The 13,595-nt window shown below is 69.4% G+C and carries 6 protein-coding genes; all 6 read left to right on the top strand.

Features of this window, described 5'->3' with window-relative positions; translation table 11 throughout:
• Positions 1-433 precede the first annotated feature (433 nt).
• Positions 434-3,778 carry a LamG-like jellyroll fold domain-containing protein gene (locus HHX37_RS12940; protein WP_182885531.1) on the top strand — a complete coding sequence of 1,115 codons (3,345 nt, stop codon included), beginning with the start codon at positions 434-436 and terminating at the stop codon, positions 3,776-3,778.
• Positions 3,779-3,864: 86 nt separating this feature from the next.
• A complete protein-coding gene (locus HHX37_RS37705; RefSeq protein ID WP_182885530.1) occupies positions 3,865-10,731 on the top strand; it encodes a polymorphic toxin-type HINT domain-containing protein in 6,867 nt (2,288 codons plus the stop codon).
• A gap of 420 nt (positions 10,732-11,151) precedes the next feature.
• Positions 11,152-12,072 carry a polymorphic toxin-type HINT domain-containing protein gene (locus HHX37_RS12930; RefSeq protein WP_182885529.1) on the top strand — a complete coding sequence of 307 codons (921 nt, stop codon included), beginning with the start codon at positions 11,152-11,154 and terminating at the stop codon, positions 12,070-12,072.
• A 7-nt stretch (positions 12,073-12,079) separates the two neighbouring features.
• Complete coding sequence (locus tag HHX37_RS12925) at positions 12,080-12,268, top strand: hypothetical protein (protein ID WP_182885528.1); 189 nt, start codon at positions 12,080-12,082, stop codon at positions 12,266-12,268.
• A gap of 145 nt (positions 12,269-12,413) precedes the next feature.
• Positions 12,414-12,677 (top strand): hypothetical protein, encoded by a 264-nt coding sequence (locus HHX37_RS12920; protein ID WP_182885527.1) that lies wholly within the window; start codon positions 12,414-12,416, stop codon positions 12,675-12,677.
• Between the two features lie 206 nt (positions 12,678-12,883).
• Positions 12,884-13,345 carry a hypothetical protein gene (locus tag HHX37_RS12915; RefSeq protein WP_182885526.1) on the top strand — a complete coding sequence of 154 codons (462 nt, stop codon included), beginning with the start codon at positions 12,884-12,886 and terminating at the stop codon, positions 13,343-13,345.
• The last annotated feature ends 250 nt before the right edge of the window (positions 13,346-13,595 follow it).

The following is a 13,595-nucleotide window of genomic DNA, read 5'->3' as shown; positions in this document are numbered from 1 at the left end:
AACCGGACGGCACATAGGGCCACAAACGGACGCCCGAAAATGAGCCCGCCATAATTCCCTTTTCGCCGACCGTATCGCCGGCCCCATGCCGGGAGCCCGGAGTTCCGGCACGCATTTCTCTCCCGCTCACGGCGGCGTGGCGGCATATCCGATCGGACATACACCCCTAACCTGCCGCCGGTTTCCGATTCCCCGCCACTCGCGCACACAGCAGCGCATCACTGCTGGTCGAGCCAGGAAACGGCGAAGCGACGGAACTTCGGCACATCCGCCCCCGAGTAGCAATCGGCACCACACGTTTTGACATACCACTTAACCGGCGCATTACATGTGTCGGCGCGGCCAGGAGCTCCCTATCGGCGCGCCAATCCTCTTTCACCCCCATTCGGGGCCATCCTCCTTTTTCCTGGAGTCCTGCTTGAGGCTGCACCGCTTGAGGCTGCACCGTGCCATGCCCGCGTTCGTCCTGATCGCCGCCGCGTTGTCACCGCTGACGCCCGGGAGCCGTGCGTACGCCGAGCCGGTTCCGGCGGCGCAGCAGGATGAAGCCGCCGCGCTGCGCGCCGCCCGGACCTCCGGGCAGCCGGTAGAGGTGCTCGACCGGCGGACGGAGAACCGGACCGTGTACGCCAACAGCGACGGGACGTTCACGCTCGAACAGAGCCCGTTGCCGGTCCGGGTCCGCCGGGGCGCCGGGTGGGCCGCCGTGGACACGACGCTGCGGGCCGAGCCCGACGGGACGATCGCCCCGGTGGCGACGGCGGTGGGCCTGTCCCTGTCGGGCGGCGGGGACGGTCCGTTCGCGACCATCTCCGACCAGGGCCGTGAGCTGTCGATGAGCTGGCCGGGCAGGCTGCCGGCGCCGGAGATCGAGGGGGCGTCGGCCACATATCCGGAGGTGCTGCCGGGGGTCGACCTGCGGGTGACGGCCTCGGTCACCGGCTTCTCCGAGGTGCTCGTCGTGAAGGACGCGCAGGCGGCGGCCAACCCGGCGCTCGCCACGATCACCTTCGGCCTGGGAACCAAGGGGGTGGCGGTCAGCGAGGGCGCGGAGGGGGCGGCCCAGGCGGTCGCCGAGGGCGGGGCGGTGGTGTTCCACTCCCCCACGCCGCAGATGTGGGACTCGTCCGCCGCGGGTGCCACCGCGGGGCGGCGGGCGTCGTCCGCCGATGCCCCGGAAAGCGGGAGCAGGCGCGCGACGATGCCCACCGAGGTGACCTCGTCGGCGATCTCGATCGCTCCGGACCGGGCCATGCTGACCGACTCGGGGACCACGTTTCCCGTCTTCATCGATCCGGAGTGGACAGGGTCGAGGCTCGGCTGGGCGATGGTGTCGTCCGACGGCTCCTACACCGGCTGGAATCCCAGTCACCGGTCCGAGGCGGGCTCGTACAACGGCTCGGTGAAGCGTCGTTCGTTCTACCGGATGCGAACCGACCACGTGGCGTACAAGCACATCCTCAAGGCGACGTTCCGGATCACCGAGACCTGGTCCTGGTCGTGCAGCGCGCGGCCCGTCCAGTTGTGGTTCACCGGGCCGATCTCCCAGTCGACCACCTGGGCCAAGCAGCCGGCGCTGCACCGGAAGCTGGACGAGCTGAACGTCGCGAAGGGCTACTCCCCCGGCGGGTGCGACAGCGGCGGGATCGAGTTCGACGCGACGGACGCGGTGGTCAGCACGGCCGGGCGCGGGCTCGACGACACCACTCTCGGCCTGATCGCGGGAGACGAGACCGACAACTACGGCTGGAAGGGATTCGACCAGGACACCGCCAAGCTCGTCGTCACCTACAACAGCGTGCCCAGCCGGCCCGCCGCGATGGGCACCGCCCCGGCCACGCCCTGCGCGACGGGCTCCGGGCGGCCCGCGGTCAACTCCCTGACCCCGGCGCTGAAGGCGAAGATCTACGACCCGGACAAGGCGGGTGACGGGGTCCGGGCCGAGTTCGACGTCAACGTCCACAACCCCTCGGCCGGCACCTGGGGCGACCTGTACACCAAGACCACCGGCTACAAGGCGTCCGTCGACCCGGTCGAGCACAAGGTGACGCTGTCCGGCCTGGCCGAGGGCGGCGTCTACTCCTGGCGCGTCCGGGCGTACGACGGGACCGACGGCGGGCCGTGGAGCGCCTGGTGCGAGTTCCGGGTCGACACCGCCGTCCCCGCGGGACTGCCCGGTGTCTCCTCGGCGCGCTATCCGGGGGACGAGCCGGCCGATCCGAGCCTGTGGCACGACGGAATCGGCCGCCCGGGCTCCTTCACGTTCACGCGGAACGCGGCCGACCCAGATGTGGTCGCCTTCGACTACGCCGTGGACGACATCACGGCGCGCCGCCGGGTGCAGGCGTCGTCCGGGGCCGCCACCGTGCAGATCGCCCCGTCCCACGACTGGCTGAACACGGTGTACGTGTGGCCGGTCGACCAGGCGGGCAACCTCGGGCCGTACGCCGCCTACCAGTTCTACGTCTCCTTCACGGCGGCCGGGCCGGTCTCGCACTGGACGATGGACGAGGCCGCCGCGTCGGCCACCGCCGCCGACGCGGTCGGCGGCAGGACGTTGACGGCGACCGACGTGTCCTTCGGCGGCGGCCGTTCGGTCAAGGCCGCCTACCTGAACGGCACCGGCAGCCGTCTCGGGACGAGCGGCCCCGTGCTGGACACCGGCAAGGCCTTCACCGTCTCCGCCTGGGCGCAGGTCACCAACGACACCCACGTCAACACGGTCGCGGCCCAGGAGGGGAACCGCGCCGCCGGCTTCCAGCTCTACTACAACCACGGCGACAAGAAGTGGAACTTCGGCCGCCGCCCCTCCGACGCGGACGGCGTCTCGCCGGTCAAGGCGGTCTCGGACGCGCCCGCCCGGCTCAACGCCTGGGAGCACCTTGTCGGCGTGTACGACCCGGCCGCGGCCCAGCTGCGCCTGTACGTCAACGGACGGCTGCAGTCGTCCCAACCGGCTTTCACCACGCCGTGGAACGCGACCGGCGCCTTCGAGATCGGCCGCATGAAGATCGACGGGGTGCTCGGCAACTACTTCGGCGGAGTCGTCGACGAGGTCCGGGTGTGGGACCGCATCGTCTACCCGTCCGAGGTGGCCGACCTCGTCAACCGGCCGCCGCAGCACCAGGGCCGGTGGCGGTTCGACGAGGGAACCGGCACGTCCGCCGCCACCTCCACCAGCCACACCGGGCGCGCCGCGACCCTGTCCGGCGGGGCCGGGTGGACCACCGACGGGCACGACCTCAACGCCCTGGCGCTGCCGGGTTCCGGCCAGTACGCCGCGACACCGGCGTACGTCACCCGGACCGACGGCAGCTTCACCGCGGTGGCCTGGGTCCGGCTCGACAGCGCGGGGCAGACGGCGACGGCCGTGAGCCAGGACGGCACCCGCCGCAGCGCCTTCACGCTCGGCTACCGCGTCTTCGGCGCCACCGGTAAGTGGTCGTTCGACGTACCGGGGGCCGACACCGACACGGCGAGCCTGTTCAGCGCCTCGGCGGACCCCGCGCTGGCCCCCGTCGACCCGGAGCAGTGGACGCTGCTGACAGGCGTCTACGACTACCCGCGTCAGGAGCAGCGGCTCTACGTCAACGGCCAGAAGGTCGCCGTCACCGCCTTCGGCTCGCCCTGGAACTCCACCGGTGCGTTGCAGATGGGCCGGGCCCGATCGGCGGGCGCGGCCACCGGCTACTGGCCGGGCGACCTGGACGACGTCCACGTCTACACCGGCGTCCTGACCGACGAGGAGATCCTCGGCCTCGCACTGGGGCTCGCGTGACCACTCCCCCGACCGGCGCGGCCGGTGACGACCGCGCTCCTTCCCCTCGTTCTCCCGGCTCCGCCCGTCCTCACGGAGGCTCTGAAGTGATCGGCAAACCCGTGGTCCCCCTGTCCCGCAGGTGGACCACCCGTCTCGCGGCGCCGGTGGCGGCGGCCGTACTGCTCGGCCTGTTCCAGGTGCCGCGCGCGGCGGAGGCGGCGCCGGAGGGCCCGCACCGGCCCGGCGACGTCTCCTCGGTCTCCGGCCGTACGGGGAGCGCGCGGCCCGCCGGGAAGGACCCCGAGGCGGGCACGGCGTGGCGGGCACGTGCGGCCGCCTGGCCGGAGCCCGGCACCGCCACCGTCCGCCCTTCCGGCACCGGCAGGGCCCGCGCGGGCGATCTTCCCGTCTCCGTCGGCGTGCCCGCCGATCAGGCCGGCGGCGCAGGGACCGGCGCAGGGACCGGCACCGTCGCCGTGCAGGTGCTCGACCGCAAGGCGACGGCCGGACTCGGCGTGGACGGCGTCGTCGTGCGGGTCGCCCTCACCGACGAGCAGGCGGCCGGACGGGCCGACCTCGAGGTGGACTATTCGAGCTTCGCGGACGCCTACGGCGGTGACTGGGCCTCGCGGCTGCGGCTGGTCCAGCTGCCCGCCTGCGCGCTGACCACCCCTGGCGCCCCCGCGTGCCGGGCCGCGACTCCCGTCCCGAGCGAGAACCACGGCGGGAAGGTCACCGCCGTCGTCCAGGCCGCGCCCGCAGCCGGTGACGACGCCGCGCGATCGTCGTCGGCGGCGGGAGCGGAGACGGCCGCGGCGGGCGCGGCGACGGGCGGCTCGGTGTACGCGCTGACGGCGGCCCCCTCGGGCGGGTCGGGCGACTTCACCGCGAGCTCCCTGTCGCCGTCGGCGACCTGGTCGGGCGGCGGCTCGACGGGCGAGTTCTCCTGGTCGTACCCGCTGCGCACGCCCCCGGGGCTGGGCGGGCCGATGCCGCAGCTCGCGCTGTCGTACTCCTCCGGGAGCGTGGACGGGCGCACCGCCTCCACCAACAACCAGACCTCCTGGATCGGCGAGGGCTGGGACCTCACCTCCGGCGGGTTCGTCGAGCGCCGCTACAAGTCCTGCGCCGACGACGGGGTGACGCCGAAGACCGGCGACCAGTGCTGGGCGTACGACAACGCGACCGTCACCCTGGGCGGCAAGGCGAGCGAGCTGATCCGCGACGACGCGACCGGCGTGTGGCGGATGAAGAACGACGACGCCGCCAAGGTGGAGAAGCTCACCGGCGCCACCAACGGCGACGACGACGGCGAGCACTGGAAGATCACCACCACCGACGGCACGCAGTACTTCTTCGGGCTCGCCCGGCTGCCCGGCTGGGCGTCCGGCAAGCCCGAGACCGACTCCACCTGGACGGTCCCGGTGTTCGGCGACGACTCCGGCGAGCCCTGCCACGGCTCGACGTACGCCGCGTCCTGGTGCAGGCAGGCGTGGCGGTGGAACCTCGACTACGTCGTCGATCCGAACGGCAACGCCGCCACCTACTGGTACGCCAAGGAGACCAACTACTACGCCCGCAACCTGGCCACCGCCACCTCCTACGACCGCGGCGGCTATCCGAGCCGGATCGACTACGCGCAGCGGTCCGACAGCCTGTTCTCCGCCTCCGCGCCGGCCCGGGTGACCTTCGGGGTGGCCGAGCGGTGCCTGCCCGACTCGTCGTTCGACTGCGCCGCGTCGAAGTTCACCACCGCGAACGCCGCACACTGGCCGGACGTGCCCATGGACCAGAACTGCGACTCCGGGCAGTCGTGCACCGGCAAGGTCACGCCGACGTTCTGGTCGCGCAAGCGGCTCACCTCGATCACCACGCAGATCTGGTCCGGCAGCGCGTACGCCGACGTCGACACCTGGACCCTGACCCACCTGTTCCCGGGCGCGGGCGACGGCACCGACCCCGCGCTGTGGCTGGACTCCGTCCAGCAGACCGGGAAGGCCGGCGGCAGCGCCGCCCTGCCCGCGGTCACGTTCGGCGGCGCGCAGATGCACAACCGGGTCGACGGCACCGAGGGCCTGCCGCCGTTCACCAAGCGGCGGATCACCGTCGTCTCCAACGAGACCGGCGGTCAAATCTCCGTCACCTACTCGGGCGAGGAGTGCGAGGCCGGTCAGACCCCGGCTCCGGACGCCAACACCAAGCGGTGCTTCCCGCAGTACTGGACGCCCGAGGGCGCGAGCGACCCCATCAAGGACTGGTTCCACAAGTACGTCGTCACCGAGGTCAGCGAGATCGACCGCACCGGCGGCGCGCCCTTCACCACCACGGGCTACGAGTACGTCGGCCCGGCGGCCTGGCACTACGACGACGACGACGGGCTGACCAAGGAGAAGTACAAGACCTGGTCGCAGTGGCGCGGGTACCAGAAGGTCCGCGTCTACGAGGGCGACCCGGACGGGGAGCGGTCGCTCACCGAATACCTCTACTTCCGCGGCATGGACGGCGACAAGACCTCCTCGGGCACCCGCTCGGCGAGCGTGACCGACTCCGAGGGCACGGCCAGCACCGACGACGACTGGCTGCAGGGCGTCGTCCGCGAGGCGACCACCTACACCCGCGCGGGCGGCACGGTCCTGGAGGGGACCATCTCCGACCCGTGGACGCGCGGCCCGACCGCCACCCGGGTCCGCTCCTGGGGCACCAGCCGCGCCTACATGGTCGACACGGCCAGGACCCGGACCCGCACCGCGCTGACCGCGGGCGGGTGGCGCCGCACCGAGACCGCCACCGCCTTCAACAGCGACGCGCTCGCTACCCAGGTGAACGATCTCGGCGACACCTCCACCGCGGACGACGACCAGTGCGTGCGCAACACGTACGCCCGCAACGACAGCAAGTGGATCATCGACACGCTCGCCCGGGTGGAGACGGTCTCGGTGGCCTGCTCCGTCACGCCGGACCGGTCGAAGGACCTGCTGTCGGACGCCCGCATGTCCTACGACGATCTCGCCTTCGGCGCGGCACCGACGAAGGGCGACGTCACCACCACCGAGAAGCTCGCCGGCTACGACGGCTCACCCTCGTACGTCACCGTCGCCACCACGAAGTACGACGCGTACGGGCGGGTGGTCGAGGTCGCCGACGCGGCCCAGCACAGGACGACCACCGCCTACACCCCGGCCTCCGGGGGCCTGGTCACCAAGACGACCGTGACCAACCCGGCCGGTCACGTGACCACGACGGAGATCCGCCCCGAGTGGGGCGCCACTACCGGAGTCGTGGACCCGAACGGCAAGCGGACCGACGTGACGTACGACGCGCTCGGCCGGACGAGCCAGGTGTGGCTGCCGACCCGGCCGAAGGCGAGCAACTCCACCTCGCCCAGTGCGAAGTACTCCTATCTGGTCCGCACCGACAAGCCGGTCGCGGTGACCACCGAGACGATCCGCAACGACGGCACCTACACCACCGGCCACACCCTGTTCGACGGGCTGCTGCGGGCGCGGCAGACGCAGGCCTCCGCCCCCGGCGGCGGCCGGTTGATCACCGACACCTACTACGACAGCCGCGGCCAGGCGGTGAAGGCCAACCAGCCCTACTTCAACGACCAGGCCCCCGCCACCACCTTGTGGGAGGTGGGCAACGACGCCGACATCCCCGGCCAGACGCGGACGCAGTACGACGGCGCGGGACGGCCGACCGCTTCCATCTTCCTGGTCCACAACGTGGAGAAGTGGCGGACCACCACCGCGTACGGCGGCGACCACGTCGACCTCACCCCGCCCGCCGGGGGCACGGCGACCACCACCTACACCGACGCGCGCGGCCGGACGACCGAACTGCGGCAGTACAAGGGCGCCACCCCCACCGGGGCCTACGACGCCACCCGCTACGCCTACACCCCGGGCGGGCAGCTCGCGAAGGTGACCGACCCCGCGGGCAACCAGTGGTCGTACGGCTACGACCCGCGCGGCCGGCGGGTCCGCGCCGACGACCCCGACAAGGGCCGCACCACCTTTACGTACGACGACCTCGACCAGCTCGCCTCCAGCACCGACGCGCGGGGCCGGACCCTCGCCTACACCTACGACGTGCTGGGCCGCCCGACCGGCAGGTACGACGGGTCGCCCACCGGCACGAAGCTCGCCGACTGGACGTACGACACGCTGGCGAGCGGGACCTCGGTCAAGGGGCTGCCGGTGGCCTCGACCCGCTACGCGGGCGGCCAGGCGTACACGACCAAGGTCGACAGCTACGACGACGCCTACCGCGCCACCTCCACCACCGTGGTCGTCCCGGCCGCGGAGGGCAAGCTGGCCGGCAGCTACCAGTACGGCGCGTCGTACAACGTCGACGGCACCCTGTCGGGGTCGGCGATCCCCGCGGCCGGCGGCATGCTGCGCGAGGTCATGCTGTACGGCTACGACGAGCTCGGCAACCCGGTCACCACGAGCGGCCTGACCAGCTACGTCACCGACACCAAGTATTCCAAGCTGTCCCAGCCGCTGTGGCAGACGCTGCGTACGAGCAGCACCGGCAAGCGGGTGATGCGGTACTTCTACTTCGACGAGGGCACCAACCGCCTCAACCGCGTCCTCACCCAGCGCGAGACCGCCCCCGTCGGGATCAGCGACCTCAACTACGGCTACGACGCGGCCGGCAACATCACCTCGATCGCCGACAAGCCGTCCGGGCAGACCCCCGACGTCCAGTGCTTCACCTACGACCACCTGCGGCGGCTGACCGAGGCCTGGGCACAGGGCGCCGAGGACTGCGCCGCCGCCCCGTCCATGTCCGTCCTGGGCGGGCCCGCGCCGTACTGGTCGTCGTTCGGCTACGACGCGACCGGCAACCGTACGCGGGAGGTGCGGCACAGCGGGAGCGGGGACGTCACCCGCACCTCCACCTTCCCCGCCGCCGGGCAGCCGCAGCCGCACACGCTGCGCACGGTCGCGACGGCCGGCGGCCCGAACGACGGGCAGAGCGACGGTTACGGCTACGACGCGGCCGGCAACACCACCGGCCGCACCGCCGGGGCCGTGCAGCAGACCCTCGAATGGGACACCGAAGGCCACCTCGCCAAGGTGACCGAGGCGGGCAGAACCACCTCCTATCTGTACGACGCCGATGGCAACCGGCTGATCCGCCGCGACCCCACCGGCACCACTCTCTATCTGCCCGGGCAGGAGGTCCGCCTGGACGCCGCCTCCCAGGCCACCTCCTACACCCGCTACTACAGCCACGGCGGGGCGCAGGTCGCGGTGCGGACCAAGGCCGGCCTGTCCTGGCTGGCCCCCGACCCGCAGGGCACCGCCACCGCCGCGGTCGACGCGTCGACGCAGACGGTCACGCTGCGCCGCTTCGACCCGTTCGGGCAGGCCCGGGGGACCGTCCCCACCGCCTGGCCCGGCGAGAAGGGCTTCGTCGGAGGGACGATCGACGCCTCCACCGGGCTCACCCACCTCGGCGCCCGCGAGTACGACGCGGCGGCCGGGCGGTTCCTGTCGGTCGACCCGCTGATCGACGTCGCCGACCCGCAGCAGATGAACGGCTACGCGTACGCGAACAACTCGCCGGTCACCTCCAGCGACCCCGACGGCCTCATCCCGGAGGACTACGCCAACGGCCGCAACGGCGGCTACCGGGGCTGGCAGCAGGACGTCGCGGCGGCCAAGGCCCACCGCCCGATACGCTCGCACCCCAGCTACCGGCCCGTCGGCCACTACTCGGCGACCCCGGTCTACCACGCGCCCAAGCCCACCTGCGGCACATGGAACTTCGGCTGCCACATCCGCAAGGCCGTCAGCACGGCCGGGCAGTGGGTCGCCGAACACAAGACCGTCATCGTCTCCACCATCGTCGCCGTCGGCGTCGGCCTGGCCTGCGAGGCGGTCACGGCGGGAGCCGGCACCGTCGGCTGCGCCATGCTCGCCGGAGCCGCCGCCCATCTGGTCTCCGACGCGATGCAGGACAACATCCACAGCGTCGGCGACGCCCTGAGATCCGCCGCCATCGGATCACTGGAAGGCCTCGCCGGAGCCGGCATCGGCAGGGCGATCGGCGCCGCCGTCAAGGCGGCGGCGCCCTCGATCCGCGCCGCCGTGGGCGGGAGGGCCGGCCGGGTCACCGCCGCGGCCGAGGGCCGCTCGGCGCCCGCGGCGTGCAACAGCTTCGTGCCGGGCACGGCGGTGCTGCTTGCGGACGGATCCACCAAGCCGATCGAGGACGTCCAGGTCGGCGACCGGGTGAAGAGCACCGACCCGGAGACCGGCGAGACCGGCTCGCGCCCGGTGACCGCCCTGATCCACGGCTACGGCGACAAACACCTCGTGCGCATCGCCATCGCCGACGGCACGAAGACCGGCACGGTCACGGCCACCGACGGCCACCCCTTCTGGGCCCCGGGCCGCCGCGCCTGGGTCGACGCCAGAAACCTCAAGCCCGGCATGTGGCTGCGCACCAGCGCCGGCACCCTCGTCCAGATCACCGCGATCAAGAAGTGGACCGCCCACCACCAGCACGCCCACAACCTCACCATTGCCGACCTCCACACCTACTACGTACTCGCAGGCTCCACGCCTGTTCTGGTTCACAACTGTGGAGAGGGGGACGGTTTCCTTTATCGTGGGGTGCCTAATAAGCATTACAAGTACAGCGACGCGCTTGCAGGTCGAGCCGTCCCACGCGGTGGTCACTCTAGTCCGGGGCTTCACGCGGGCGGCGACACCAAGAGCGTTTTCACGTCGTGGACACACGATTACGAAGACGTCGCTCTCGACGCGGCCGAGGAGCTAGGCCCGGGCGGAGTTGTGCTGCGAATTCCGCACGCGAAGGTACCGGCCGACAGAGACATTCAGATTCACGGCACCCCGTATGAGCGGTACGAGGAGTCTGAACACGCACTACTTGGGATAATCGAAGGCGCGGAGATCAGCATTGACAGAGGGGCGTGGTTCAGGCCAGGCGGATGAGAAGCCGCCTCCCAGCCGCACGCGCCTCCACTTCAGGAGGGTTCCTTGGAGAGGATCGTGGACAGAAGAAGTCTCATACAACTCCTCGAAGGAGCAGACGAAGTGCGTCTACTGGCGGGGACAGCACTCGGTGCCGGTGCGGACTACGCGCTCTGGCCTGGATCCGTGGCAACCCGGGACCTGATTTCCATCTACGCGAGAAGGGAGCGGGCAGTACTCCGCTCCGGCCAACCGTCGATCGGATTTAGTGAAGCCCTCGATCAACTTCGCGCATACGGCGGCACCCAGCTCACATTGGGTTACGTAGATGACACACCTCGGAGTGGGTACTACTTCCAGCTTTTTTTCAACCCAGAGCACACGGAAGTCGTCGCATGTATGGGAGTAAAACCATCGGGCCACTGACGGAGCACCGACCCGGTGACCGGCGAGACCGGCTCGCGCCCGGTGACCGCCCTGATCCACGGCTACGGCGACAAACACCTCGTGCGCATCGCCATCGCCGACGGCACGAAGACCGGCACGGTCACGGCCACCGACGGCCACCCCTTCTGGGCCCCGGGCCGCCACACCTGGGTCGACGCCAAGAACCTCAAGCCCGGCACGTGGCTGCGCACCAGCGCCGGCACCCTCGTCCAGATCACCGCGATCAAGAATTGGACCGCCCACCACCAGCACGCCCACAACCTCACCATCGCCGACCTCCACACCTACTACGTGCAGGCAGGTGTGCCTGTTCTGGTTCACAACTGCGGGATCGGACCAGACGGTCTCATCAACCTGGAAAAGGCGTCTCAATCCGGGGCTGCGGCGGATGAGGGAGGTCTCTCATTCGCTGGGCGTGCTCTACAGAAGCATGCCGATCGGCCTGGTACCGGGGTGAACTGGCCGAGGCCGCCTGGAGCCGAGAATCCGGCGGGCTGGAATGAGGCTGGACAGAATATGTTTGATGGTGTCCTGACGGATCCCAATTCGGTCGCGCACCTAGGCTATGAGCGCATTGGTGGAACCTGGCAGGATACGCTGGACGTCCGCCTTCCCAGCGGGCTGGGAGCGCGGTTCGACTTCAACGGAAACTTCTCAGGCTTCCTGGATGGAGGACAGACTGTCGTGCGGTACGAAATTTTTCAGGGGCGCCGGATCCAGGTCATCAACATTGATGACGTCAGCGGCGAGCATGTGATCGAGTTCGTGGACTCGGCGACCGAGTCAGTTGGCGCTGTTCTTGCCATTCACAGCTCTGGAGAAGGCTGGCCGGATGCGCGGGTAAGCATCAACCCCAGGGTGGAGAGCGTGTCTGCAGAATTCATGGTTTGGCATTGGGGGTGGCTCGGCAACTGATGTAAGAATGCTGCTCCACCTGCAAATGTCCCGAACGCTGGGGCACACGAAAAGCGAGAAAGAAGTCGAGGAACTGGAGCTGATCCATCAACCGGACGGCGTTTCGAGAAGGCCGCAGGGCGAACCGCCGGAAAGGCTCCAGGAATTCCGCGACGCGCCGCCCGGCTGGGACGAGCGCAGGAGCTCAGGGCGCTGACCCGTCCGCCCCCCTGAATCTCACGATCAAGAACCTGCCGCACCTTCACCGGGAACGACCTGACAGATGTCCAGGTGCAGAAGGTCGTCGGCGGCCCGGGCGCCTACACGAACGCCCTGGTCCGCTTCGTAAGATAGGGGGTTGGATGGAAGGCGTTGCAGCCGACGTTCGTCAGCATATTAGTGAAGGATGCCGTTTCATTGATTTGCTCAGCTTTCTCGCACTGAACGAATTCTTCAAGCTGACTCCCCTCAACCTGATGAGGGTTCTCAGTGAAGCGATCGGGCTGCCCATGATCGAGTCTCGCGAGATGGTTTCAATGTTCGATGAGAACTTTTCTCCGCGGGTGCCGGATGCGGATATCGAACACCACTGGCGAGCGATCCTGGATAGCCGCAGGGGAACCTGAGCCTGGATCCACGGACCGAAAGGTGACTGAAGTGACCTGAATACGGGGAGAGGTGTCCTCCGAGCTGGGATTATGTGAGTTACTGACGATGTCAACAACCCGCCGAACAAGACACCTATCACATGCGAGGCGTGATTCAACGGTAACTCCGATCCGTACCGCAGGGCCATTTGCGTCCCGAGGAGCGCTGAGGTACTCATCCATTCATGGGTGAGCGCCCAGTCGCCTTGGAGAGCCAGGTAGTCATGGCAAAGATGATCTATGTGTGCGGGACAACTCTGAGGGATGACGACCCCGACGATAGCTGGCTCTTGCTGTCCCGTCGCGAATTCGACGTAGATCTTGACAGCTCCCACCTCCTCGGGTTGGCGAGAATGGTCCGGGATTTTTTGACCATCCTGGACGCCTATTCTGTGGACGGTGCGCTCATGGCCAAACTCCGCTGCGCCTGCGGGCGTATCATCACGACCAGCGGTGAGATACCGAATCGCCTGGAGTGGAAAATAATCTCGGACGTCGACTTCGACGAGTTCGAGGGAATTGTCGACGCGGAGGACGTCTATCTGAGATGCAAGTCGATATTCCGTTGTCCAGAATGTGGTCGGCTCTGGATCTACTGGGACGGGTTCGGCGAGGCCCCGGTCTGCTATGCCCCTGAGCCTTACTGATAACCGCTACGAGGGAGGCATGAGCGAGGGACGATTGCGGAGTGTCCACGGCCGAGAGCCGCGGACGGAAGGGGTTCCTGTGACAGGCTCGCATGCGAGCGACTTCGAGTCGCTCATCCCGCTGTTCACCGACGACGAACCGGGCCCCGTGCGCGACATCTACGTGATGGACGCCGACCTGGATGCCTGGGAACGGCTGCTCGGGAGTCTGCAGGGCTCCCGCTGGAATCCCCAGCTGTTTGTGAGGCAG

Origin of the sequence: Microbispora sp. H10885 (assembly GCF_014161415.1) — a bacterium.
Classification (GTDB): domain Bacteria; phylum Actinomycetota; class Actinomycetes; order Streptosporangiales; family Streptosporangiaceae; genus Microbispora; species Microbispora triticiradicis.
Note: the sequence above shows the minus strand (reverse complement) of the source record. Positions and strands in the feature narration are given on the sequence as shown.

Bases quoted from the DNA above. Each gene is read 5' to 3' on its own strand.
- HHX37_RS12925 (WP_182885528.1), top strand. From the start codon at position 12,080: ATGCTGCTCCACCTGCAAATGTCCCGAACGCTGGGGCACACGAAAAGC.
- HHX37_RS12915 (WP_182885526.1), top strand. From the start codon at position 12,884: ATGGGTGAGCGCCCAGTCGCCTTGGAGAGCCAGGTAGTCATGGCAAAG.
- HHX37_RS12920 (WP_182885527.1), top strand. From the start codon at position 12,414: ATGGAAGGCGTTGCAGCCGACGTTCGTCAGCATATTAGTGAAGGATGC.